Here is a 22,776-nt window from a genome sequence, read left to right as displayed (position 1 = left end):
GGCCAACTTTTGTGGTGAATGATCTGGCTGGTCGCTTGATCTACCAAGACCCCTGGTTGGCGGCTTTTGATAAGCCAGCTGGCCTGTTGTGCCAGCCGGGTTTGATCTTGATGGCCACCAATGCCTCCATGCACCGCCAGCTCAGTGCCCTGTTTGCCCAACGCCAGATCCGTAAGGCCCGCACCGGCACCCGTCCGCCCCGCTACGGATCGGTGGTGGGCGGCAAGATCGCCATCAACCGCTGGCGACTGCTGACTCTGGATGTGGATCGCACCGGCAGGCCCCTCTCCCGGGTGTTACCGGCCCCACGAACGGGCCGCTCCCACCAGTTGCGGGTGCAGATGGCTGAATGGACCATCCGCTGCTGGGCGACCCCCTCTACGGAGATGGCAATTCGGCGCCTGGGCTAAGGCTCCATGTCCTGGGGCTGGGCTTTTGCCATCCAGCCACAGGCCAAGGGCTGCGCCTGCGCTGTCTGCCCAGTTGGTGAACCAGCTGGGTGCACACTGATGGTCTCCTATGGGCCCAGGCTCGCCATGGCTGAGATGCCCGCTTTTTTACGCCGCTGGAATTTCATTGAGCGGGCCAAGCTTGAGCGCCAGCTGTGGGATGCCTTTGAGCGGGGCGACGACCTGGAGGCCACTGTGGCCGAATGTCGCCAGGCGGTGGCAGAAGGGGATCAGGAGCGGGCCTTTCAGCTGGAGGTCTGGGCCACAACCCTGCTGCGCATCCGCAAGATCGAGCGGTTGATGAAGGACCGCTCCAGTTGATGGTGGCTCACTCGCAAGTTGCTCAGTCGCTGGGGGCGAGTGCTCTGATCTCGAGACTGCCCGAGGCTTTCTTAAGGCGGCCGTCATTGGTGACTAGGGCCTGACAGTTGTGGCCCAGGGCGGTGGCCAGGTGCAAAGCATCCGGGGTTCGCAGCCGATGCTGGGCCCGCAGCTCGGTGGCCAGCTCAAAGGTGCTGTCCTGGATCCTCACCGATTCGAACAGCTGCAAAAACCCGTGGCAGCGATGCAGCCTTTCGCTGTGGCCCAGCGCCAGGGGTTGCACCAGGCACTCCAGCCGCACCAGGGCAGAGATCACCGGTTGCAGGCCTTGCTGCCTCAGTTCGGCTAGGGCCCCTTTGGCCGCTTTGCCAAAGCGGGGATCATCTTCCAGGGCGTAAATGACCACGCAGCTGTCGATGTAAGCGAGGGCCATTCAGTCCCACCCCTGCCGCTCGGTCTGAATGCTTGCTTCGATCGCTTCATGGCTACACCTGAGCTGCTCGGGCAGGGGGTGGGCCTGCAGCCAAGCCAGCGGGTCAGGCGTCGGTTCGGCAGGGGAGATCGCCACCAGTCGCACAGCGGGCACACCACGCTGGGCAATTACCACCTCTTGACCAGCCTGGGCCGCCTTGACCAGCTTGGAAAGCTGGTTCTTGGCCTCAAGAATGTTGACCTGCATGGCTAAAGCCTAGCCAGGTTGATACTGATCTGGCCAGGTCAGCCCCGGGAGGGCTCAGTCCCAGGCAGGCCTCAGCCCCGGAGCCAGTCGGTGATGCCGCCGGGCTTGTCGATCAGCTCGATGCCGGCTTCTTGCAGCTGGGCCCGAATTTGATCGGCGGCGGCAAAATCCTTGGCGGCCTTGGCGGTACGGCGCTGCTCGATCAAGGCAAGGATCTCGGCCTCACTGGGGCCAGTGGTGCTGGCTTGGTTTGCCGCCACAGGCGACTCAGAGTCCGCCGTGGTCGCAGACTTCGCCGTTGATGGCTCTGCTTTTAGGCCCAGCACATCCGCCAGTTCAGCCAGCAGGGCTGCCTGCTGCTGGAGCTGGGAGTCTGCCGCCACCAGCAGGGCGGCGTCCCGGTCGCCCCGGTCGATCCGATTGGCTATGGAGCGCAGGGGCTTGGCCAGTTCAAACAACACGGCCAGGGCGGCGGAGCTGTTGAGGTCGTCGTCGAGGGCGGCCTGGAAACGGTTGCGGGCATCGGCCAGTTCGGTAGAAAGCGACGCCTGCTGCGGGGCGGGGCCCCCAACTGCCATGGCCAGGGCCCCATTGAGCCCCTTCCAGCCGGTGGCAGCGGCCCTTAGGGCCTCGGCGGTGAAATCCAGGGGTTTGCGGTAGTGGGCCTGCAGCACAAATAGCCGCAGGTTCATCGGACTCACCCCGCTTTCCAGCAGGGCGCGGATCGTGGTGAAGTTGCCAAGGGATTTGCCCATCTTCTGGCCGCCCACATTGACCATGCCGTTGTGCAGCCAGTAATGGGCGAGCTGCTTGCCGCTGGCGGCCTCGGACTGGGCAATCTCGTTTTCGTGGTGGGGAAAGATCAAATCCGCCCCACCCAGGTGGATGTCGATCGTGTCGCCCAGCTCCTCGCGCACCATGGCTGAGCACTCGATGTGCCAGCCCGGACGGCCAGGCCCCCAGGGGGAGGGGAAGCTGGGCTCTCCCGGTTTGGCTCCTTTCCACAGGGCGAAATCGAAGGGATGCTGCTTGCGGGCCTCCTCGGCATCCGCCACCCGACCATCGGCGTTGTGCTGTTGTTCGGCCAGATCCCGGCCGGAAAGTTTGCCGTAGCCGGCGTGTTTCATAACAGCGAAATAGACGTCGCCATCGGCCGAATAGGCCGCACCCTTGGCCTCCAGCTCGCCAATTAGGGCCCTGATCGCATCCAGGCTGCGGGTGGCCCTGGGCATCCGGTCCGGAGGCAGGATGTTGAGCTGGGCCATGTCGGCACAGAAGGCGTCAATATTGCGTTCACTCACCGCGTCCATGGAGCTGCCCTCCTGGGCGGCCCGATTGAGGATCTTGTCGTCGATGTCCGTGTAGTTCTGCACGAAGGTCACCGAGAAGCCACTCCAAATCAGGTGGCGGCGCAACACATCCCAGGCGATGTAGCTGCGGGCATGGCCCAGGTGGCAGAGGTCGTAGACCGTGACCCCGCAGCAGTAAATGCTGACCCGGCCCGGTTCGATCGGGCGGAATTCCTCCAGACGGCGGCTGAGGGTGTTGGTGAACCGCAGGCTCATTTCGCTTCCATCCAGTTCGGGCCCACGCCGGTCTCCACCACCAGGGGCACAGACAGCTCGACGGCGCGCTCCATGGTTTCACGGGTGAGGCTCAGCACGGTCTCGAGGGCCTCGGGGGCGACCTCGAGCACCAATTCATCGTGCACCTGCAGCAGCAGCCTGGCCGGTAGGCCCAGAGCGATCAGTTGGTCGTGCAGTTGCACCATGGCCAGCTTGATGATGTCGGCGCTGGATCCCTGGATAGGTGCATTGGCTGCAGCCCGCAGTTGCTGGGCCTCCATGCCGCCGCGGCGGGCCACCTCCAGGTCGATCTCCAGGGGGTCCTTGCCCAGCAGCCGGCCCAGGCCCGTGGGATCAAAGCCAAATGGCCTGCGCCTGCCAAAGATCGTTTCCACGTAGCCCCGGCTCAGGGCCAGGCGCTCCTGCAGCTCCAGATAGGCGAAAACCTTGGGATAGCGCTGCTTGTATTTCCCCAGGAACTCCTTGGCCTGGGCTTGGCTGACCCCGGTTTCCCGGGCAAAGCGCTGGGCACCCATGCCGTAAATCACCCCGAAGTTAATCGTCTTGCCAAGGCGCCTTTCCTCGGCACTTACCTGCTCGCCTGCTGCCTTGTCGAGCAGCAGCCGGGCCGTGAGGGCGTGCACGTCGTCGCCGTCTTTGTAGGCCTCCACCAGCACCTCCTCCCCGGATAGGTGGGTGAGGATGCGCAGCTCGATCTGGGAGTAGTCGGCGCTGATCAGCTGCCAGCCAGCCTCCGGCAAAAAGGCCTTGCGAATGCGCCGGGAAAACTCGGTGCGAATCGGAATGTTCTGCAGGTTGGGGTTACTGCTGGAGAGCCGGCCGGTGGCCGTAACGGCCTGGTTGAAATCCGTGTGCACCCGCCCCGTTTCGGGCTCCACCAGGGCTGGAAGGGCATCCACGTAGGTGCTTTTCAGCTTGCTGAGGGTTCGGTGCTCGAGCACCAAGGCCACCACTGGATGGTCGGCCTCAAGCTTTTCCAGTACCGCTGCATCGGTGCTGAAGCCGGTTTTGGTTTTGCGCGATTTTTTGCGATCCAAGCCCAGGGTTTCGAACAGCAGTTCCCCGAGCTGCTTGGGGGAGGCGAGGTTGAAATCGACCCCGGCCGCTGCTTTCGCCTCCGCCTCCAGGCGGGTAAGGGCGCCCAATAGCTCCGCAGACAGTTCGCCCAGGTAGGGAATGTCGATCCGGATACCCGTGGCTTCCATCGCCGCCAGCACCGGTTCGAGGGGCAGTTCGATCTGCTCCAGCAGCTTCGTCAGCTGGGGGCCCTGGGCTTCCAGCTGGGAGGCCAACAGGCCCGTGAGCCGAAAGGTGAGGTGCCCATCCATGCCGCAGTAGAGCGACGCCGCCTCGATGGGCACCGATGCGAAGTTGGCCCCCTTGGGCACCAGCTCAGTGAAGCTGGTGGGTATGAAGCCAAAGTTGCGCTCGGCCAGGGCCTCCAGGCCGTGTTTGGCATTGGCATCGCGCAGGTAATCGGCCAGCAGGGTGTCCATCACCACCCCGGCCAGGGCCAAGCCATGGCGCATCAGGATTAGGCGGTCGTATTTGGCGTTTTGGAGGGTTTTGGGGTGGGCTTTGCTGGCCAGCCAAGGGGCCAGGGCCTGGAGCACCTGGTCGAGGGGTAGCTGCCCTGGCGCTTCCGGGGCCGGGCTAAGTAGGTCGGCGGCGGCGGGCGGATGGTGGCCAATCGGGATGTAGGCCAGCTCAGATGCCCCTTCGCCCCAGCAAATTCCCAGGCCCACCAGTTCGGCCTTGAAGGGGTTTAGATCCGTGGTTTCGGTGTCCAGGGCGATCGGTTGGCTGGGGTCGGTGGCGGCCATCAGGCGCTCCATCAGGGCCCCGAGCTGCCCTGGGCTGCTGATTACTTGCGGCTCCAGCACCGGCATTGGCGATTCTTGTTCGGCTGGTGCTGGTGCGGCCGCTGATGCTGGTGCTTCTGGCGGCTTTGCTGGCTTATTTGCCAGTTCGGGCGGATTGGCTGAAAAGATCTCCGCAAAGCTGGGTACCAGCCGCACCAGGCTGAACAGCTCCAGCTCCTCCAGGCGGCTGGCCAGGGCTTCAGCCTTCACCTCGCCGAGCCCCAACCGCGGATCAGTGGGCAGGGGAATATCGATCAGGATTTCCGCCAGCATCCGCGAGCGGTAGGCGTTCTCTTTGTCGTTGGCGAGCTTGTCGACCAGGGCACCCTTGAGGGCGCCTTTGGGATCCGTGGCCTTGGGGCCAGCAGCCTGCAGGGTTTCGAGGGCCCCGTACACCCCATCGAGGTTCCCGTGGGCTGCCAAGAGGGTGATGGCGGTTTTTGGACCCACCCCTTTGACCCCTGGGATGTTGTCGGAGCTGTCGCCGGTGAGGGCCTTGAGGTCCACCACCTCCTCTGGTGTGACCCCCAGCTTGGCGATCACACCCTCCCTGCGGATTTCGGTGGGGCCACTGTTTTTTGCATAGGGGCCGCCGCCCATGTAGAGCACGGCAATGTCGCGGCCGTCGTCAACCAACTGGAAAAGGTCCCGGTCACCGGAAAGGATGCGCACCCGCCAACCGCCATCGGCAGCCCGGTTCGCCAGGGTGCCGAGCACATCGTCGGCCTCGAAGCCCGGTGCCATGCATAGGGGCACGTCCAGGGATTCCTCAAGGATGCGTTGGAGGTTGCCCAGGTCTTCGAAAAAGTGTTCGGGGGCGGTGTCGCGGTGGGCCTTGTAGGCCGGGTCGGCCCCGTGGCGGAAGGTTGGCTCGGCGGTGTCGAAGGCAATCACCACCCCCTGGGGTGTCAGGCCCCTGCAGTTCTCCAGCAGGGCCTTAAGGAAGCCATAGGTGACGCTGGTGGGAATGCCCGCCTTGGTGGCCAGGCCCCCTTCGCCCCCCTTGGCAAAGGCATAGAAACTGCGAAAGGCCAATGAATGGCCATCCACCAGCAGCAGCAGGGGCTTGTCTCCTGGCATGGCAAGCCCGCTTTATTGGCAGCAACGTGGGTCCCAGCCTGCCATCCTGAGGGCAATGAATTCGGGGCTAAAAATCTGGTGATGTGCCCCGATGCCCCCATCACTATTTGGGTTGGGCCTACTCCCCGGGCTTTGCTTGCCCGGGCCTTAGCCACTTGAAGCCCCTGGAGCTGCTCTGGGGAGAGGCCTTCTTTGCCGGCTCCCTGGCCCAATTGCTGGCCCGGCTAAGCGGTTTGCCGGCGGTGGTTTTGCTGCTCGCTACGGGCCTTTTGGTCGGTCGAGCCGGCTTCGGTTGGGTGCAGCCCGAATCCCTGGGCCGTGGCTTGGAACCCCTTGTGGGGCTGCTGGTGAGCCTGGTGCTGTTCGATGGCGGACTCAATTTGAGGCTGGCCGGCCGGGACCTCCAACGCACCGTGGTGCAACTGGTCTTGGTACGTGGAGTGCTCGGCCTCCTGGGTGGAGCCTGGTTTGCCCACCAATTGGCGGGCCTGAGCTGGCCCCTGGCCTGGGTTTTTGGGGCCATTGCCCTGGCTACCGGCCCCACGGTGGTCACCCCGATGGTCAAGCAGATGCGGCTGCTGCCGGGCCTGGGCAAGGTGCTGGAGGCAGAGGGCCTGATTCTTGAACCGGCTGGTGCGGTCTTGGCCCTGCTGTTGCTGCAGTTGGCCCTGGGGGATCTGGGCGGTTGGCAGGACGTGGCCGTCCTGTTGCTGCTGCGGCTTGGTGGCGGTGTGCTGGTCGGGGCCTTTGGGGGACTGTTGTTGGTGGAGGTGCTGCGGCGCCTGCCCGCCGATGCAGATGCCCTCAAGTTGCAACTAAGCCTGGGCGTCCTGTTTGTGGTGGTCAGCGGTGTCCAGGTGTTTTTGCCCGAGGCGGGTCTGCCCGCAGCGGTAAGTGCTGGGGTGGTGGTGGGTTTGCGCCTTGATGAGCAGGCCAGCCAGCTCGATGAGCTGATTGCCCAGCTTGCCCAGTTGGCGATCACGGTGCTGTTTCCGCTGCTGGCGGCCGACCTCTCCTGGAGTGAACTGAGCCCCCTGGGCTGGGGCGGGGTGGCCTGTGTGTTCGCCTTGATGTTGTTCCGCTGGCTGGTTATCCAGGCCGGTGGCATTGGCCTGCCGGCCCTGGCCTGGCGCGAAAAATTGATCCTCAGTTGGATCGCCCCTAGGGGGATCGTCACGGCAGCGGTGGCGAGTTTGTTTGCCCTACAACTCGATCAAGCCGGGATCCCGGGGGCTGGCGCCCTGAAGGGCCTGGTCTTTTTGACGATCCTGCTCACCGTGGGCATCCAGGGCTTCACCGCACCTGTGTTGGCAAGGCGGCTGGGTCTGGTGGTTGACGATTCAGAGACAGCGCTCGATTCGGGCCCGGTCCTGGCCAAGGCGGTGGAGCAGCAACCAGGTGGCCAGTAGGTCGGGGCCCTGAAGGCTGCCCAGCAGCGCTGCCCGCAGGCTTTTCATCACCACTCCTTTCTTCACTCCAGCACTGGTCGCCGCCTCCGTCAGCAGCTTTTGGGCCTGTTCAGACCCCAGCTCCCCCGGGGGTAGGAGGGCTAGCAGGGCAACCAATACGGGTTTTGCCCCCTCGCTTTCCAGCTGGACCTGGGCGGCTTCATTGAGGGGCGGGCAACTAAAAAATGGCTCGGCCTGGGCCACCCCATCGGCCAAGAGGGTCATCGATGGGCCTATTAACTCACAGAGATCCGCCTGCCACTGGTTATCTGCTTTGTCTAATTCCCAGCCCTTGGCCTGCCAGAGGGGGAGCAGCTGTTCCAGCAGGACAGCGGGACCCTGCTCCTTCAACACCTGGCCGTTGAGCCAATTGAGCTTGTCCCAATCGAAGCGGGCGCCTGCCCTGTTGACCCGCTCAAAACCAAAGGCATTGGCAGCCTGCTCCAGGCTGAAGCGCTCATCCATGCCCTCCGGCGGCGACCACCCCAGCAGGGTCATGTAGTTGACCAGAGCCTCAGCGGTGTAGCCCATGGCCTGGAAGTCGCTGATCGAGGTGACCCCATCGCGTTTGGAGAGTTTTTTGCCCTCCTGATTCAGGATCAGGGGGGTGTGGGCAAACACCGGGGCCTGGGCACCTAGGGCCCCATACAGCAGGAGTTGCTTGGCGGTGTTGGCGATGTGGTCTTCGCCGCGGATCACGTGGGTGATCGCCATGGCGGCGTCATCTACGACCACCACCAGGTTGTAGAGGGGGTCGCCAATTTGATCGGCCGGAGCCCGGCGGGCCACCACCATGTCGCCGCCGAGGTCGCTGCCAGCCCAGCGCATTTCGCCCCGCACCAGGTCTGTCCAGCCGATGCTGGCCCCGTCGTCGATGCGGAAGCGCACCGTTGCCTGGCGACCTTCGGCCACAAAGGCAGCCTCCTGCTCGGGGCTGAGGTCGCGGTGGCGGTTGTCGTAGCGGGGTGCCTGCTTGGCCGCGGCTTGCTGCTCCCGCATGGCGGCGAGCTCCTGCTCCGTGGCGTAGCAGCGGTAGGCATGGCCGCTGTCGAGTAGCTGCTGGATCGCTGCCCGATGGGCTGCGATGCGCTCGCTCTGGATTACCGGCTCGCCATCCCATTGCAGGCCAAGCCATTTCAGCCCGGAGAGGATGTTCTCCGTGAATTCCGGCTTGGAGCGCTCCTTGTCGGTGTCTTCAATCCTCAGCAGGAATTGGCCGCCTTGGTGGCGGGCGAACAGCCAATTGAAAACTGCGGTCCGAGCCGTGCCGATGTGCAGGGTGCCGGTGGGGCTGGGGGCAAGACGAACCCGAACAGCAGAATCCCCAGCACCCAACTGCCTAGCTCCGAAATTTGTAAACGGGACTGACGGGATTCGAACCCGCAACTTCCGCCGTGACAGGGCGGTGCTCTAACCGGTTGAACTACAGTCCCAGGCAGGCTTTTGACCTGATGGATGTCGCCTAGACGACTTGTGAAGTATCCGCGATGGCCGGCCCCATCGTCAACCGATTGGATCGGTTGGTGGCACCGGCCGCCACGGCTGATTGGCCTAGGGGCGGAAGCCGGCCGGTTCAATCAGGCGCACCTGATTGCCCCGGGCGGTGAACTCCCGACCCTGATCACTTTGAACAACCACGCGGCCTCCGGATTTAACCCGGATGACCCGTGCCCGCACCCAGCCAAGGGCAGCGGATTCGAGCACCTTGACCACATCACCGGGTTGTAGATCCAACTCCATGTTCGGAACCACGAAACTGCAAGTGGGAGCATCGAACGCGCCGTGGAGGACTTGAACCCCCGACATCAGGTTTTGGAGACCTGCGTTCTACCAACTGAACTAACGGCGCAATGCCGATGCCCCCGTTAACTAGAGGGACTCTTAGGGAAGGCGGTCTGCCTAAAAAGAGACCTAGCGGTCGAAGCGCTGCTTGACCCGTGTGGCTTTACCCACCCGATCCCGCAGATAAAAGAGCTTCGCCCGGCGCACCTTACCGCGGCGCTCCACGGTGACGGACGCCACCTGGGGGCTGTGGAGCATGAAAACCCTCTCCACGCCAATGCCCTGGAAGATTCTGCGCACGGTGATGGTCTCGTTCATCCCGCCGTGGCGCTTGGCTATGACCACGCCCTCGTAGGGCTGGACCCGCTCCTTGGTGCCTTCCCGAATCCGCACACCCACCTTGACGGTGTCGCCCACGTAGATCTCGGGTAGACCGCTCTTGAGTTGCCCGGCCTCGAAGGCGCGAATCATTTCGTAGGCGCTCATCTTGCCAGTGGTTGGCTTTGGTGCCGCAGTGGCCACAGCTGTTTTGGCCTCTGCGGTTGCAGTTCCTGCAGAAACAGCGCCCTCTTCTGGGGCTTCCAGCACTTCCGAGCTGTCGTTTACTTCGTTCGAATCCGTTGCCATCTCAGCTCCGCTACGCCTGGCCAAAGAGTCAGTGTACCGGCTCAAGTGCCAGCTCCCCCCAGCCGCCCTCCCATGGGCGGCCCGCAGTTGGTAGCTTGAAAGCTCTTGAAACGCTGATAGCTGGCGGCCGCATGAACCTCTTTGCCGACCTGCTGGCGAGCACTAAGGAGCGCAAGGCCCCCCAAGCCCAAGCTTTGGAAACGGGCCCCCGCATCCAAAAGGGCCGCCGCGGTGTGGAGATCAAATCGGCCCGCGAGCTGGAAACCATGCGCCGGGCCAGTCGCATCGTCGCCACGGTGTTGCGCGAAATTATGGACCTCGCTGCCCCTGGGATGACCACCGGCGACCTGGATCGCCATGCCGAGCGCCGGATCCGGGAGATGGGGGCAACCCCAAGCTTCATGGGTTACCACGGCTTCCCTGCAAGCATCTGCGCCAGCATCAACAACGAAGTGGTCCATGGAATTCCCAACAGCAAGCGGGTGATCAAGGCCGGCGACCTGGTGAAGGTGGACACAGGTGCCTATTTCGATGGCTACCACGGCGATAGCTGCATCAGTATTTGTGTGGGGGAAGGGGCCAGTGAGGAGGCCCAGCGCCTCAGCCGGGTGGCCCAGGAATCCTTGATGAAGGGCTTGGCCAAGATCAAGGCGGGCAACACCCTGCTCGACATCGCCGGTGCCGTTCAAGACCATGTGGAGGCCCATGGCTATGCGGTGGTGGAGGACTACACGGGCCACGGGGTGGGCCGCAACCTCCATGAGGAGCCCTCCGTATTTAATTTCCGCACCCGCGACCTGCCCAACATGACCCTCCGGTCCGGCATGACCCTGGCGGTGGAGCCGATCCTCAATGCGGGCAGCAAGGCCTGTCGCACCCTCAAGGATCGCTGGACCGTGGTAACCAAGGATGGCAGCCTTTCGGCCCAGTGGGAGCACACCGTCGCCGTCACCAGTGATGGCTGCGAAATCCTCACTGACCGCGATTTTTAGGAGCTTAAAAACTTGATTTTGTGAATACGGAGTTGTAAAGCCAGCGGCCCATGGTGGCGATTGGCATCAACAGATAGGTGAGGGGGTTGGGGGTCACAATTATTAGGTTGCAGCCCCAATTCGCCTGGTTGAGTATCTGATTGGCGACGAAATCTGCCCCCATCACCCCAATTGGGTTCAGGTTGGATCGAAATGGACCCAAGACCAGCCGGCGGATGCGCAGTGGTTGGGCGCCTGACTGCCAATCGAGGGCCCTCAGGCTGATCAGGTGACCCAAAAGGCGCTTGCTAATTTCGTAGAGCGGACTGGCGGCCGGCTGGATTTCCGCCTCTGAGGTGTTGATCCAAATCTCCTTGCCAGGTTTTTTGGCCGTGGTCGCCATTAGTTCGGCCAGGCGCCAGCTGCTCAAAGCGTTTACCTCCAAGCACCTGGCGGTGGCTGCCTGGCTGCGATCTTGATGGCTATTTATTCCGTGGTTCAAAACGAGCACATCGACCGCTGCCAGCAGGGGAGCCAGCTGCTCCTCCTTGCCCACCTGCCAGCTCACCTGCCTAAGGGGAATGGCCACCCCCTTTTGATCGCAAATCTCCAGGGGCTTGTCACTGCTAGTTAGGGCAACAAGCTGGGCGCCCCGGCGATGCCAGGCCCGCAGTAGGGCCTGGCCGAGGGCACCGCTGGCACCCGTAATCGCCACGGTTGGGGCTGAACCAGATTGCGACAAACCAGTATGGAAGCTGCGCTCAGGCTTACATGACCTCCAACGGTTTCTGGGCGGCCTTGCTGCCCCAGGCGTTTTGGTGCCAGCTGCGCCTAAATTGCCGGCCACCTAACAGCCCAGCGAGATCGAGAGATGGCGCCCACCTTGCTGGTTGGATCCTGTGAGCCCTACAGCGGCAAGTCGGCGGTGGTGCTGGGGCTGGCCCGCCAGCTGCGGCAGCAGGGGGTGGAGGTTAGGTTTGGCAAGCCCCTGGCTGCGGCCAACGGTGGCGGCCTGCTGGATCCCGATGTGAGCTTTCTGGGCACCACCCTCGGGCTGGGCGAGGGCCAACTGATCGCCTCCCTGCACGAATTGGGACCCATTACCGCCCACCAGCGCCTGATCGCGGCAAACCTGGAAGCGGGGGCGGGCTTTGCGGCCCTGCGTCAGCAGCTTCAAGCTGCCCCTTCCGGTTTGACCCTGCTCGAGGCGGGGGGGAGTTTGCACGAGGGCCTGTTGTTTGGCCTGGGTTTGGCCCAGTTGGCAGAAGGGCTCGATGCTCCGGTGTTGCTGGTGCATCCCTGGACTGACAGCTCCAGCGTCGAGGCGCTTCTGGCCGCCCAGGCCCAGCTGGGCAGCCGCCTGGCGGGGGTTGTGCTCAACGGGGTGGATCCCGATGGGGTGGCGGCCCTGCTCCAGGAGGTGGTGCCGGCCATGGGGCGGTTGGGCTTGTCCGTGCTGGGCGTGATGCCCCGCAGCCCCCTGCTGCGCAGCGTCACGGTGGAGGAGTTGGCCCGGCGCCTGCAGGCGGAGGTGCTCTGTTGCAGTGATCGCTTGGATCTGCTGGTGGAAACCCTGTCGATTGGGGCGATGAATGTGAATTCGGCCATGGAATTTTTCCGCCGCCGCCGCAACATGGCCGTGGTTACCGGTGCCGATCGCACGGATATTCAATTGGCGGCCCTCGAGGCCTCCACCCAGTGCCTGATCCTCACCGGTGCTGGTGATCCCTTGCCCCAGTTACTGAATCGGGCAGAGGAGCTAGAGGTGCCCCTGCTCAAGGTCGACCACGACACCCTCACAACCGTGGAGGTGATCGAGCAGGCCTTTGGCCATGTGCGGCTCAATGAGGCTGTCAAGGCCACCTATGCCTTCCGCCTAGTGGAGGAGCACTGTGATTTCTCGCCCCTGTTTGGCCAGCTGGGGCTGGGCGCAAAAGCTGCCTGAGACTGCTAGTTTCAATGGGCAGACTGCGGTCTATTGGTGACCCGATCCATAGATCTTCCGGGACTTGAGCGGATCGATACCCTGGCCCAAGAGCTGGCCATGCTCCAGGACCGGGGCAAGCGCCGCATTGCGATTCTTGGCAGTCGCCATGTGCCCGTGGTGGCGATTCACCTTGTGGAACTGGTGGCCCGCTCCCTGGCCCAGGAGGGTCACAACCTGATGACCTCCGGCGCCCAGGGGGTCAATTCAGCCGTAATCCGCAGCGTGCTCGATGTGGAGCCCAGCCGGCTGACGGTTCTGTTGCCCCAAAGCCTCGACCGCCAGCCTGGGGAATCCCGCGACCAGCTGGAAAAGGTGCTCCACCTAGTGGAGAAGCCCGAACACGACGACCTGCCCCTGCCGATAGCCAGCAGCCTCTGCAACCAGGACATCATCAGCAGGTGTGACCAGTTGATTTGCTACGCCTTCCACGACAGCGAAACCCTCTTGGCCAGTTGCCGCTCCGCCGAAGACATGGGCAAGGTGGTGACCCTGCTCTTCTTCGACTGAGGGCCGAGATAGCCCTAGCCCGCCAGTAGGGCCCTCAGGCCCCCCACGTAGAGCAGGCCAGTGCAGAGCAGGCCACCGGCCCAGCACATGCCCCGCAGGGGGGGCACATTGCCCACGTAGGCACAGATGTACACCAGCCTTAGGGCCGGGTGAATCCAGGCGGCGGCCATGGTGATGGCATCGCTGGCAATGGGCGAATTCGGCCCGGCCACTAGGCAGAGCAGGCAGGCAGGCGCATGCAGGCCGAAGGCCTCAAAGCTGTTTTGGTGGGCCCAGGCGGCCCGTTTCCCCCAGGCGGGTAGCCGTTCAAACATCGCCCTGGGGGCGGCCAAATCAGCCATGCTGAAATCGGCCTTGGAGCGGCCAGCGCCCAGGGGCACCACGCTCAAAACAACCACTGCCCCCGCCAGCACCAGGGACCAGGCATAGGGGGCTAGGGCGATGTTCTCCATGGCTTGCAAGGGCTTGTTGGGCTCTTTTCTAGGCTGGGGCCATACCCGGATGTGAGAGCCGCGATGGCCGATACCTATTCCTTCGACGTGGTGAGCGATTTTGATCGCCAGGAGCTGGTCAATACCCTCGACCAGGTGCGCCGTGACGTGGGGCAGCGCTACGACCTCAAGGACTCAGGCACGGAGATAGAGCTGGAGGAAACCAGCTTCACGATCACTACCGCCAGCGACATGTCTCTGCAGGCCGTAGAGGACGTGCTGCGCCAGAAGGCCACCAAGCGGGATCTCTCGCTCAAAATCTTCGATTTCCAGACCCCAGAAGCCGTTGGCGGCAACCGGGTCAAGCAGGTGGTCAAGCTGCGCAAGGGCCTCACCCAGGAACTGGCTAAATCCCTGAGCAAAACCGTCCGCGACGAACTCAAAAAGGTCACCGTGGCGATCCAGGGCGACAGCCTGCGGGTGACAGGCAAAAACAAGGACGATCTCCAGCAGGCCATCCAGCTGCTCAAGGGCCAGGACGTGGACGTGCCGCTCCAGTTTGAGAACTACCGCTAGCCATGCTCCCTGGCCTAAGCACGGTTGCTGGCCAAGGCAGGAGCTGGTTTCGGGCCCTTGCGCTCCTGGCTGTAGGGGCCAATTGTGTGGGATTGCCGGCCCAGGCCAATGTGCTCCAGGAGCAGGGCCAGCGCTTTCAGCCGATCTGGTCGGCCAAGGGCATGGTGGCGAGCCAGGAGCTGATCGCCTCCGGGGTGGGCGCCCAGATCCTGCGCCAGGGGGGTAATGCGGTAGATGCAGCCGTGGCCACCTCCTTTGCCCTGGCCGTAACCCTGCCCCAGGCCGGCAATTTGGGCGGGGGCGGTTTTCTGGTGGCCTGGTTGCCCGGCCCCTCGCCGGCCCGGCGGCGGGGTTGTTTGGCGGCGGCCAATCCGGAGGTTCCTGTGGGCAAGGGCACCGCAGTGGCCGTCGATTTTCGCGAGACGGCCCCCCTGGCGGCCCAGCCCCACCTATTCCTGAAGGCCGATGGCAGTGTCGATCGGCAACGGACCAGCCGCAGCCTGCTCAGTACCGGGGTGCCAGGTACTCCCGCGGGCCTGTTGTTGAGCCAGCGCTGCTACGGCCGCCTGCCCTTGGCCGCCGTAATGGCACCGGCCATTCGCCTGGCAGACCAGGGCTTCCCCGTGGGTAAGGCCCTGGCCGATTCCCTGGCGCAGGCGGCACCCTTGCTCCAGGCCGACCAGCTCTCGCGCCGCATCTTTTTCCACCCCCCGGCCCGGCCTGGCGGATCGCCCATCCCCTATCGCCCGGGGGAAATCCTGCGCCAGCAACTGCTGGCCACCAGCCTTCGGCGCATCGCCCTGGCGGGGGAGCGGGGCTTCTACCAGGGGCCCACCGGCTCCGCCCTGGTGCAACTTATGCGCAGCCGCGGCGGCCTAATTAGCCAGCTCGACCTGGATCGCTACCGGGCCCAGTTACGGCGCCCCTTGGTGGGCCAGTTTCGGGGCTCGCCGGTGGTCACCATGCCTCCCCCCAGCGGCGGTGGAGTCACCTTGCTGCTGTTGCTGCAAATTCTGGAGCCCCTCGATTTGGCCGCCCCTGGCCTCAATAGCGCCGCCACCATCCACACCATGGTCGAGGCGTTGAACCTCGCCTACCGCGACCGCAACCAATGGCTCGGCGATCCAGATCAGATCCCAATCCCCCTGGAACGCCTGCTCAGCCGGAGCTACGCCGACCAGCTCCGCCAATCAATCAATACCAGGCGCCATCGGCCGGCCCTTGAGCTTGCCAAGGGTGCCAGTGGGGTGACCGGCGGCACCAACACCACCCACCTTTCGGTGGTGGATAGCCAGGGGGGGCTTGTGGCCACCACCACCACCTTGAACTTCGCCTATGGCAATGGGGTGAGCGTGCCAGGAGCGGGATTCTTGCTCAACAATGAAATGGATGATTTCAGCTTCAAAGCCGGCACTGCCAACGCCTATGGATTGGTGCAGGGGATGGCCAATTTGGTGGCCCCGGGCCGCAGACCCTTGAGTTCGATGACCCCCACCCTGGTGTTGCGCCCTGATGGCAGCCCCTGGTTTGCCACGGGAAGCCCGGGCGGCAGCCGCATCATCAGCACCGTGCTGCAGGTGCTCCTAAATCGGATCGTGCATGGCCTGAACCTGGCCTCGGCGGTGGCCGCACCCCGCATCCACAGCCAGCTCTGGCCCGACCAAATCAACATCGAACAGGGCATCAGCCCAGACACCCAGCACCTACTCAAGGCGATGGGCCACCTGCTGGAGCAGGGCCAGGCAATGGGCTCGGCCAACAGTGTTGAGGCCTTGCCACGGCAGCAGGGGCGCTGGGCCGGCAGCCTGGGGGTGGCAGATCCCAGGCGCCTGGATGCGGCTGCGGTGGCTGAATGAATGGCCTAGCTGGCCGATCCGGTCGGCTGGCTAGGGGCGGTAAGCAGGTTGATGGCGGAGAAGGCCATGCCAATGCCAAAAAGCATGCCAACGGCCCAGATGCTGTCGCTCGGCCATTCGGCGATCAGCATTACCCCCAGGATCGCGGTGACGATGCCGTCGACCAGCACCAAGCCCCGCGCCGCCCCTTGGCCGGTGGCTGAGGCGGCCAATTCCATCACCCCTTCGAAGGCCAGCAGGAAGCCCACAAACAGGGTGAGGCTCACCTCGCTATCGATCGGGAAGGCCAAAACCCAAATGCCGCCGCCCACGTAGAGCAGGCCAGATAGGAGCCGAAAAAGCTTTGCTTTGGCATCGCCTTCGCCGGTCAGACGCAGGATTTGCGATACCCCTGCGACGGTTGCCACCGCGCCAATGGCAATCGTCAGCAGCGTTGCCGAAACAAACGGCAGGGCGATCGAGAGACCGGCCGCGGCAAACAGCAGGGCGGCGGTCAGCCAGCGCAGGGCGGGTGAAGCAGGAACGGACACCAATTAAGGGCAATTGGTGGCGAGCTTAGGGGCAACCCACGGGGCCAGGGTTGCATGGGCGAATGAGCACATTTACAGGGCAGAACTTCACATACCGGCGGGGTCCCTGATCGCTTCGGCCATTATTTGGTCTGGATGGATCAGGGCTTCCATGCTCGAGTTTTTACCACCGCTCAACGACCACAACCTGCCCTGGATGGATACCCTCCATCCAATCGTGGTGCACTTTGTTATCGCGATGGGGTTGATCGCCTTCGTTTTCGATCTGATTGGCACCTTGGCAAAGAAGCCGGCTCTTTTTGAAGTCAGCTTCTGGAATTTGCTATTTGCCACCACGGCCATCTTTGTGGCAATCATTTTTGGCCAGGTGGAGGCCGGACTCGCCGATCCCTATGGCAAATCCAGCGAAATTCTCAACTTGCACACCACGATCGGCTGGTCGCTGGCGGGAGTTTTGTCGCTGATGTCGGCCTGGAGATACGTGATTCGCAGCCGGGACCCCCAGCAATTGCCCTTGAGTTTCCTCGGGGCCGGCGGACTGCTGAGTGCCCTGATCGTGCTGCAGGTGAGCCTGGGCAACCAATTGATTTGGGTCTACGGTCTCCACACCGTCAAGGTGGTTGAGGCGATGCGGGCAGGTTTGGTGTGATGGCCAGCTCCTTTATCCCCACCGATTCCCCCATTCACCAGCTTGCCGGTGACCTCGGGGCCAATGGCTTGCCCTACAGCCTGCCGATCCATCCCAACCTGGTGCACCTCACCATTGGTTTGTTTGTAATTGCAGTTGCCTTTGATATTGCCGGGGCCCTATATCCGGTTGAGAAGCGGGTGTTTCGCTTCCTGGCCCTGCCCATTACCCGCCAGGGTTTCCACGATGTGGGTTGGTACAACCTGCTGGCCTGCGCCATTTTTAGTTTTTTTACCGTGGCGGCCGGTTTCTTTGAGATGCTCCTGGCGGTGCCCCTGCCCGGGGTGACCAGTTCGATCGGCTTGCAAAGCATGGAAACCATGCTTTGGCATGGAGTGGGTGGCGTGCTGATCCTGTTGGTGATCATCGCCATGACGGTTTGGCGGGGCTATCAAAGGTTTGTTTGGCGCAAGGACATGGGCCGCCAGGTCCAGTGGCTCTATCTGCTCGTGGGCATGGGGATGTTTTTGGTCATTGGCTTACACGGCACGCTTGGTGCCGAACTGGCCGCCGAATTTGGCGTGCACATCACCGCTGATCAGTTGCTGGCGGCCGGTGCAGATCTCAAGGAGGCCCTGCCATGACCAACCCCAGCGGACCCAAGTCTTCCCCGATAACGAAGCCAGAGTTGGTGGCTTTGGCCATCTCCGTTGTGGCCCTGGTGGCAGCAAGCTGGTGGATGGGCCAACAGGCTTACCACTGGATGCCCGTCCAGGCCTCCACCGCCGCCCCGCTGGTGGATGGCCTGTTCAGCTTTGAGACCGCCCTCGGCACCTTTGTATTTGGCGCCGTGGTTGCCGTAATGCTTTGGGTGGTGGTGATGCACCGCGCCGATAAGTACGACGAGAGCGATGCGGTGCCGATTGAGGGCAACACCCGGCTAGAGGTGATTTGGACGGTGATTCCGCTGGTGGTGGTTATGGCCATTGCGGTCTATGCCATGCGGGTTAACACCACCTTGGGAGTGCTTGGCCCCATGGAGCACATCCACATGGCCGATGCGAGGGAAGAGCAGGGGGGCTTTGCAGGAGATCGCTTGCCCACGGAGCAGGTCGAGGTGATCTCCAGGCAATGGTCTTGGGAATTCCGCTATCCCCAGGACCATGTCTCATCCAGCGAACTGCATTTGGCCGTTGATCAGCCGGTGACCCTGCGTCTGGTATCGGAAGACGTGATCCATGGTTTCTTTATCCCCGCTTTTCGCCTAAAGCAAGATCTAATTCCTGGCCGGGCCATTAATTTCAATATCACCCCAACCCGGGAAGGTCGCTATCGCCTCAGGGATTCCCAATTCAGTGGCACCTGGTTTGCCGCTAACCAGGCGGATGTGGTGGTGGAAAGTGAAGAGACCTATAAGGCCTGGCTTAAGAATGCTGCAACCCAGCCACTGCAGCCGGGCCTAAGTGATGCCGTCGGCCAGTATGAGGCCCGCAAAAAGCTTAAAAATCCAGGCTGGGCAACCGTGCCGCCTGCCCCACCTCCCCAAGTGAATGTTCCTGGCTCCAACACCCTGCCGCACGACGCCTGACCCATGACCTCAGCAACATTTAGCGAAAATTTTCAGCCTGAGCAGGGTTCCTGGAAGCGCTACTTCAGCTTTAACACCGACGCGAAGGTCATTGGCATCCAGTACATCGTGCTGGCCTTCTTCTATTTCCTAATCGGTGGCCTGCTGGCCATGATTATTCGTGGTGAGCTGATCACCCCGGCATCCGACCTGGTTGATAGGTCCGTATACAACGGCATCTACACGATGCACGGAACAATCATGTTGTTCCTGTTCATTTTCCCCGTGCTCAATGGTCTCAACAACCTATTGATCCCAACGATGATTGGGGCACCGGACATGGCCTTCCCCAGGCTGAACGCGGTGGCTTTTTGGCTGGTGCCAATTTTTGGCACCCTACTTATTTCCAGCTTTTTCGTACCTGGCGGCCCTGCCTATTCGGGCTGGTGGTCATTTCCGCCCGTAAGTATCCAGAACCCCATTGGCACGTTCGTCAATGGCCAGGGCCTTTGGATTACGGCCGTTGCCCTGTCTGGCGTCTCCTCGATCATGGGCGCCATTAATTTTGTGACCACAATCTTGAGGATGCGGGCTCCGGGGATGGGTCTGTTCAAGATGCCTATTTTTTGCTGGACAGCCCTTGCGGCCCAATGTCTGCAACTTGTGGGCCTGCCTGCCCTCACGGGCGGGGCGCTGATGTTGTTGATGGACCTCAGTTTTGGCACAAGCTTTTACCGGGCCGAGGGTGGTGGAGACCCAGTGCTTTACCAGCACTTCTTTTGGTTCTATTCCCACCCTGCTGTCTATGTAATCATTCTGCCCGTATTCGGAATCTTTTCCGAGCTTTTCCCCGTTTACTCTCGCAAGCCCCTATTCGGCTACGTTTACGTGGCGTTGGCTTCTTTCATTATCGACTTCCTGGGGCTGATTGTTTGGGTTCACCACATTTTCCCCAGTGGGGTGGCCCAGTGGATGCGCAACTTCTTCATGTTCTCCACGATGTTGATCGCCGTGCCAACGGGGGTGAAAGTTTTTGCTTGGCTTGGCACTATTTGGCGAGGCAAGCTTCGCCTAACGACGCCAATGTTGTTTTGTCTGGGGGGCTTATTTAATTTTGTTTTTGCCGGTATCACCGGGATCATGCTGGCCACAGTGCCGATCGACATCCACGTAAGTAATACCTATTTCGTGGTTGGTCACTTCCACTACGTGATCTATGGCGCCGCCGTTATGGGCATTTTCGCCGCCATCTACCACTGGTTTCCCAAGTTCACGGGCCGCATGCCCTACGAAGGGCTGGGCAAGCTGCACTTTGCCCTGACCTTCATTGGCGCAAACCTCAATTTTCTGCCCATGCATCCCCTCGGTTTGATGGGTATGCCCAGGAGGGTTTCTTCCTACGACCCGGAGTTTGCCTTCTGGAACGTGCTCGCCAGCCTGGGGGCCTTCCTGCTGGGGGTTTCGATTATTCCCTTCCTTCTCAACATGATTAGCTCCTGGGTTCGGGGAGAAAAGGCCCCCGCCAATCCTTGGAATGCCATTGGCCTTGAGTGGCTGTTGCCTTCCCCTCCCCATGAAGACAACTTTGGCGACTTTGTGCCCACTGTTATTTCCCGCCCCTATGGCTATGGCAGTGGGCTGCCGCTGGTGGAAAACCAGGCGGCCTACGAACAGGCCCTCAAGGAGAACTAAGCAATGACTTTCACTACACCGCCAAGCTCCCTAATTGTCGAGCCCCAACCCCAGCCCCATGACGAGAAAAAGCATAATCTGACGGGCTTTATTATTTTTCTGTGCTCCGAGAGCGTAATTTTCCTGGCTTTCTTTAGCGGTTATGCAGTGTTGAAAACCAGTGCCCTGAACTGGTTGCCGCCCGGGGTGGCGGGGCTGGATGTGCACATGCCCTTGATAAATACAATCGTTTTGGTTTCAAGTAGTGGCACCATCTACTTGGCAGAGCGTTTTAAGGCCAAGGAAAATCTTGCCCTCTTCCGCGGTTTTTGGCTTTTGTCCATGGCCATGGGGGCCTATTTCCTCTACGGCCAGTACGTGGAGTGGAGTGGGCTGGAGTTTGGGTTTACCTCCGGCACCTTCGGTGGCACCTTCTACTTGCTTACTGGTTTCCACGGCCTGCACGTTGCCACGGGCATTGGCTTGATGGGTCTGATGTTGGTCAAATCTTTTCTACCTGGAAACTACGAAAAAGGTGAGCAGGGGGTAGAAGCCACTTCGCTTTTCTGGCATTTTGTTGATGTGATCTGGATTGTTCTATTTATCTTGATCTATTTGTGGCAATGATTTTGATCCTTTCCCTAGCCCAAACCACCGGAGGTAATTTGACGTGATTATCGACGACATCAGCTATGACGTGATCGTGGTTGGCAGCGGTGCTGCCGGGGGCACCTTCGTTGCCCAATTGGTGGGCTCCGGTCTCAAGGTCTTGCTTTTGGAGCGGGGTGGGCAAATGCCTGCCGAGGATCAAAACGTGGCCGATGTGGGCCTTTTTAGAAAGGATCGTTACCACCCGAAGGAGCAGTGGTTTGGCACCGATGGGGATCCCTTTTCCCCCCAGGCCATCTATGCCCTTGGCGGTAACACCAAGATTTGGGGTGGGGTGCTTGAGCGGATGCGGGAGCGGGAGTTTGGCGGGCTTGCTCTGCAGGCAAGTCATGCCCCTGCCTGGGGACTGACCTACGACGACCTGGCCCCCTGGTACTGGCAGGCCGAGGCACGTTATTGCGTGCATGGCCGTGCCGGAATTGATCCGACCGAACCGGCCCGCAGCCACGACTTTGCCCAGGCGCCAAAGCCGATTGAGCCCTTCATGGAGGAGCTGCGCTCGGCGCTGCAGCGCCATGGCACCAATCCCTATGACCTGCCAATTAGTTGGTCTGATTCGCCCCAGGATCCCTCTGGTGATGCCGAGCTTTTTGGGGTTGACCTGGCCCGATCTGGCCCTGGTTCCCAAGGGCAGGATGGGGCAATCACGATTCGAACGGGCGCCGATGTGCGCTCCCTCCATGTCAACCCCAGCGGTAATGAGGTGCGGGGTGTGGAGGCCCTGATTGATGGCCAGAGCTGGCTCTTTCAGGGGCATCAGGTGGTGTTGGCGGCTGGTGCCATCAATACGGCGGCGATTTTGTTGCGCTCCGCCAGCGACCAGCATCCCCGGGGATTGGCCAATGGTTCAGACCAGGTGGGTCGCAACCTTATGCATCCCCAGCTCACTTCAATTATTCAGCTGGCGGCAAAGCCAAATAACGGCCGCTACCCCCGCAGTTTGGGTGTAAACGACTACCTCTGGGGTGACAAAAATGTGAGCTTCCCCCTGGGTTCAATCCAGAACGGGGGCGGAGTTCTGCAGGATGCCCTGTTTGCGGAATCGCCGCCGGTGCTCTCCCTGGTTACCAAGTTGCTACCCAACATGGGCCTCGAGCAGCTGGCAGCCCGTTCAGTTACCTGGTGGGCCCTCAGCCCAGTGTTGCCGGATCGCCACAACCGGGTCAGCCTGCGCGGTGATCGTATCCAGCTCAACTATGTGCACAACAACCGTGAGGCCCATGACCGTCTGATCTACCGCTGGATCGACACCCTCAAGGAGGTGGAGGCAGATCCCCTCACCCATGTGGTTAGTGCGGCTCCCACCCATCCCCGTGGTGAGGCTCCCCTTTCGGCGGTGGGCTACGCCTGTGGCACCTGCCGAATGGGAGATAACCCGGCCACTGCCGTTGTTGGCCTCGACGGCCGCTGCCATGAACTAGCCAACCTCACTATTGCTGATGCCAGCCTCTTCCCCAGTTGCCCTGCGGTGGGGCCTGGCCTCACGGTCATCGCCAATGCCATGCGTATAGCTGAATCCCTGAAGGCTTCCCTTTTCAAATCCTAATCT

General features: G+C 62.0%; 24 protein-coding genes and 2 tRNA genes. 14 read left to right on the top strand and 12 right to left on the bottom strand.

Going from position 1 to position 22,776, the window contains the following annotated elements:
• The first annotated feature begins 14 nt into the window (after nt 1-14).
• Both KBY49_RS05675 and KBY49_RS05670 read left to right on the top strand, forming a co-directional pair.
• A complete protein-coding gene (locus tag KBY49_RS05675) occupies nt 15-410 on the top strand; it encodes a hypothetical protein (protein ID WP_254933757.1) in 396 nt (131 codons plus the stop codon).
• 126 nt (nt 411-536) lie between these two features.
• Entirely contained in the window at nt 537-770 is a 234-nt protein-coding gene (locus KBY49_RS05670; RefSeq protein ID WP_254933756.1) for a hypothetical protein, read from the top strand.
• Nucleotides 771-792: 22 nt separating this feature from the next.
• Here KBY49_RS05670 and KBY49_RS05665 read toward each other — a convergent pair whose 3' ends face one another.
• From KBY49_RS05665 to polA, 4 genes are all read right to left on the bottom strand, one after another.
• Nucleotides 793-1,203, bottom strand: coding sequence for a PIN domain-containing protein (locus KBY49_RS05665; RefSeq protein WP_254933755.1), 411 nt, complete (start codon nt 1,201-1,203; stop codon nt 793-795).
• Nucleotides 1,204-1,449, bottom strand: a complete 246-nt coding sequence (locus tag KBY49_RS05660) for a type II toxin-antitoxin system Phd/YefM family antitoxin (protein WP_254933754.1) — start codon at nt 1,447-1,449, stop codon at nt 1,204-1,206.
• 71 nt (nt 1,450-1,520) lie between these two features.
• On the bottom strand, nt 1,521-3,014 hold the full coding sequence (gene cysS / locus KBY49_RS05655) for a cysteine--tRNA ligase (protein WP_254933753.1): 1,494 nt from the start codon (nt 3,012-3,014) through the stop codon (nt 1,521-1,523).
• A complete protein-coding gene (gene polA / locus KBY49_RS05650) occupies nt 3,011-5,977 on the bottom strand; it encodes a DNA polymerase I (protein ID WP_254933752.1) in 2,967 nt (988 codons plus the stop codon). The genes cysS and polA overlap by 4 nt, the downstream gene beginning before the upstream one ends.
• 155 nt (nt 5,978-6,132) lie before the next feature.
• On the opposite strand from polA, the gene KBY49_RS05645 reads away from it, so the two are divergent.
• On the top strand, nt 6,133-7,386 hold the full coding sequence (locus tag KBY49_RS05645) for a cation:proton antiporter (RefSeq protein WP_254933751.1): 1,254 nt from the start codon (nt 6,133-6,135) through the stop codon (nt 7,384-7,386).
• Here KBY49_RS05645 and gltX read toward each other — a convergent pair.
• The 5 genes from gltX to rplS all read right to left on the bottom strand — a co-directional run bounded on the left by gltX (nt 7,318) and on the right by rplS (nt 9,834).
• Complete coding sequence (gene gltX / locus KBY49_RS05640) at nt 7,318-8,760, bottom strand: glutamate--tRNA ligase (protein ID WP_254933750.1); 1,443 nt, start codon at nt 8,758-8,760, stop codon at nt 7,318-7,320. The genes KBY49_RS05645 and gltX overlap by 69 nt on opposite strands.
• A gap of 24 nt (nt 8,761-8,784) precedes the next feature.
• A tRNA-Asp gene (locus KBY49_RS05635) sits at nt 8,785-8,858 on the bottom strand.
• Nucleotides 8,859-8,976: 118 nt separating this feature from the next.
• Nucleotides 8,977-9,165, bottom strand: a complete 189-nt coding sequence (locus KBY49_RS05630; RefSeq protein ID WP_006043540.1) for a hyperconserved protein Hcp — start codon at nt 9,163-9,165, stop codon at nt 8,977-8,979.
• Nucleotides 9,166-9,201: 36 nt separating this feature from the next.
• Nucleotides 9,202-9,274, bottom strand: a tRNA-Trp gene (locus tag KBY49_RS05625).
• A gap of 62 nt (nt 9,275-9,336) precedes the next feature.
• Complete coding sequence (rplS, locus tag KBY49_RS05620) at nt 9,337-9,834, bottom strand: 50S ribosomal protein L19 (protein ID WP_254933749.1); 498 nt, start codon at nt 9,832-9,834, stop codon at nt 9,337-9,339.
• Between the two features lie 131 nt (nt 9,835-9,965).
• On the opposite strand from rplS, the gene map reads away from it, so the two are divergent.
• Nucleotides 9,966-10,826: a type I methionyl aminopeptidase gene (gene map, locus KBY49_RS05615; protein ID WP_254933748.1), complete on the top strand. Its 861-nt coding sequence runs from the start codon at nt 9,966-9,968 to the stop codon at nt 10,824-10,826.
• Nucleotides 10,827-10,830: 4 nt separating this feature from the next.
• Here the strand turns inward: map and KBY49_RS05610 are convergent, their stop codons facing one another.
• A complete protein-coding gene (locus KBY49_RS05610) occupies nt 10,831-11,547 on the bottom strand; it encodes an SDR family NAD(P)-dependent oxidoreductase (protein ID WP_254933747.1) in 717 nt (238 codons plus the stop codon).
• Nucleotides 11,548-11,676: 129 nt separating this feature from the next.
• Between KBY49_RS05610 and KBY49_RS05605 the strand changes: the two genes are divergently transcribed.
• Nucleotides 11,677-12,750, top strand: coding sequence for a phosphotransacetylase family protein (locus tag KBY49_RS05605; protein ID WP_254933746.1), 1,074 nt, complete (start codon nt 11,677-11,679; stop codon nt 12,748-12,750).
• Between the two features lie 36 nt (nt 12,751-12,786).
• The gene (locus tag KBY49_RS05600) at nt 12,787-13,299 is read left to right on the top strand and encodes a DNA-protecting protein DprA (protein WP_254933745.1); all 513 of its coding nucleotides are present in this window, start codon (nt 12,787-12,789) and stop codon (nt 13,297-13,299) included.
• 14 nt (nt 13,300-13,313) lie between these two features.
• On the opposite strand, the gene KBY49_RS05595 is transcribed toward KBY49_RS05600, so the two are convergent.
• A complete protein-coding gene (locus KBY49_RS05595; RefSeq protein ID WP_254934037.1) occupies nt 13,314-13,751 on the bottom strand; it encodes an MAPEG family protein in 438 nt (145 codons plus the stop codon).
• Nucleotides 13,752-13,814: 63 nt separating this feature from the next.
• Between KBY49_RS05595 and KBY49_RS05590 the strand changes: the two genes are divergently transcribed.
• Nucleotides 13,815-14,306 (top strand): YajQ family cyclic di-GMP-binding protein, encoded by a 492-nt coding sequence (locus tag KBY49_RS05590; RefSeq protein WP_254933744.1) that lies wholly within the window; start codon nt 13,815-13,817, stop codon nt 14,304-14,306.
• A 2-nt stretch (nt 14,307-14,308) separates the two neighbouring features.
• Nucleotides 14,309-16,162 (top strand): gamma-glutamyltransferase, encoded by a 1,854-nt coding sequence (gene ggt / locus KBY49_RS05585; RefSeq protein ID WP_254933743.1) that lies wholly within the window; start codon nt 14,309-14,311, stop codon nt 16,160-16,162.
• Between the two features lie 5 nt (nt 16,163-16,167).
• Here ggt and KBY49_RS05580 read toward each other — a convergent pair whose 3' ends face one another.
• On the bottom strand, nt 16,168-16,692 hold the full coding sequence (locus KBY49_RS05580) for an HdeD family acid-resistance protein (RefSeq protein WP_254933742.1): 525 nt from the start codon (nt 16,690-16,692) through the stop codon (nt 16,168-16,170).
• Nucleotides 16,693-16,843: 151 nt separating this feature from the next.
• Here KBY49_RS05580 and KBY49_RS05575 point away from each other — a divergent pair, with 151 nt between their 5' ends.
• From KBY49_RS05575 to KBY49_RS05550, 6 genes are read left to right on the top strand one after another with little or no spacing between them, the layout of a single operon-like run.
• Entirely contained in the window at nt 16,844-17,341 is a 498-nt protein-coding gene (locus tag KBY49_RS05575; protein ID WP_254933741.1) for a DUF2231 domain-containing protein, read from the top strand.
• A complete protein-coding gene (locus tag KBY49_RS05570; RefSeq protein ID WP_254933740.1) occupies nt 17,341-17,964 on the top strand; it encodes a DUF2231 domain-containing protein in 624 nt (207 codons plus the stop codon). Before KBY49_RS05575 ends, KBY49_RS05570 begins: the two co-directional genes overlap by 1 nt.
• 47 nt (nt 17,965-18,011) lie before the next feature.
• Complete coding sequence (locus KBY49_RS05565; protein WP_315856998.1) at nt 18,012-18,908, top strand: cytochrome c oxidase subunit II; 897 nt, start codon at nt 18,012-18,014, stop codon at nt 18,906-18,908.
• 3 nt (nt 18,909-18,911) lie between these two features.
• On the top strand, nt 18,912-20,579 hold the full coding sequence (locus KBY49_RS05560) for a cbb3-type cytochrome c oxidase subunit I (protein ID WP_254933738.1): 1,668 nt from the start codon (nt 18,912-18,914) through the stop codon (nt 20,577-20,579).
• A 3-nt stretch (nt 20,580-20,582) separates the two neighbouring features.
• Nucleotides 20,583-21,185: a heme-copper oxidase subunit III gene (locus KBY49_RS05555; RefSeq protein WP_254933737.1), complete on the top strand. Its 603-nt coding sequence runs from the start codon at nt 20,583-20,585 to the stop codon at nt 21,183-21,185.
• 43 nt (nt 21,186-21,228) lie between these two features.
• Entirely contained in the window at nt 21,229-22,773 is a 1,545-nt protein-coding gene (locus KBY49_RS05550) for a GMC oxidoreductase (protein WP_254933736.1), read from the top strand.
• Nucleotides 22,774-22,776: the final 3 nt, after the last annotated feature.

The sequence above is a fragment of the Cyanobium sp. WAJ14-Wanaka genome, assembly GCF_024345375.1.
Taxonomy (GTDB): domain Bacteria; phylum Cyanobacteriota; class Cyanobacteriia; order PCC-6307; family Cyanobiaceae; genus Cyanobium_A.
Note: the sequence above shows the minus strand (reverse complement) of the source record. Positions and strands in the feature narration are given on the sequence as shown.

Coding starts and splice junctions, on each gene's coding strand:
- map (WP_254933748.1), top strand. CDS start 9,966: ATGAACCTCTTTGCCGACCTGCTGGCGAGCACTAAGGAGCGCAAGGCC.
- ggt (WP_254933743.1), top strand. CDS start 14,309: ATGCTCCCTGGCCTAAGCACGGTTGCTGGCCAAGGCAGGAGCTGGTTT.
- KBY49_RS05605 (WP_254933746.1), top strand. CDS start 11,677: ATGGCGCCCACCTTGCTGGTTGGATCCTGTGAGCCCTACAGCGGCAAG.
- KBY49_RS05630 (WP_006043540.1), bottom strand. CDS start 9,165: ATGGAGTTGGATCTACAACCCGGTGATGTGGTCAAGGTGCTCGAATCC.
- polA (WP_254933752.1), bottom strand. CDS start 5,977: ATGCCAGGAGACAAGCCCCTGCTGCTGCTGGTGGATGGCCATTCATTG.
- KBY49_RS05570 (WP_254933740.1), top strand. CDS start 17,341: ATGGCCAGCTCCTTTATCCCCACCGATTCCCCCATTCACCAGCTTGCC.
- KBY49_RS05670 (WP_254933756.1), top strand. CDS start 537: ATGGCTGAGATGCCCGCTTTTTTACGCCGCTGGAATTTCATTGAGCGG.
- KBY49_RS05560 (WP_254933738.1), top strand. CDS start 18,912: ATGACCTCAGCAACATTTAGCGAAAATTTTCAGCCTGAGCAGGGTTCC.
- KBY49_RS05665 (WP_254933755.1), bottom strand. CDS start 1,203: ATGGCCCTCGCTTACATCGACAGCTGCGTGGTCATTTACGCCCTGGAA.
- KBY49_RS05575 (WP_254933741.1), top strand. CDS start 16,844: ATGCTCGAGTTTTTACCACCGCTCAACGACCACAACCTGCCCTGGATG.
- rplS (WP_254933749.1), bottom strand. CDS start 9,834: ATGGCAACGGATTCGAACGAAGTAAACGACAGCTCGGAAGTGCTGGAA.
- KBY49_RS05595 (WP_254934037.1), bottom strand. CDS start 13,751: ATGGAGAACATCGCCCTAGCCCCCTATGCCTGGTCCCTGGTGCTGGCG.
- cysS (WP_254933753.1), bottom strand. CDS start 3,014: ATGAGCCTGCGGTTCACCAACACCCTCAGCCGCCGTCTGGAGGAATTC.
- KBY49_RS05660 (WP_254933754.1), bottom strand. CDS start 1,449: ATGCAGGTCAACATTCTTGAGGCCAAGAACCAGCTTTCCAAGCTGGTC.
- KBY49_RS05555 (WP_254933737.1), top strand. CDS start 20,583: ATGACTTTCACTACACCGCCAAGCTCCCTAATTGTCGAGCCCCAACCC.
- KBY49_RS05590 (WP_254933744.1), top strand. CDS start 13,815: ATGGCCGATACCTATTCCTTCGACGTGGTGAGCGATTTTGATCGCCAG.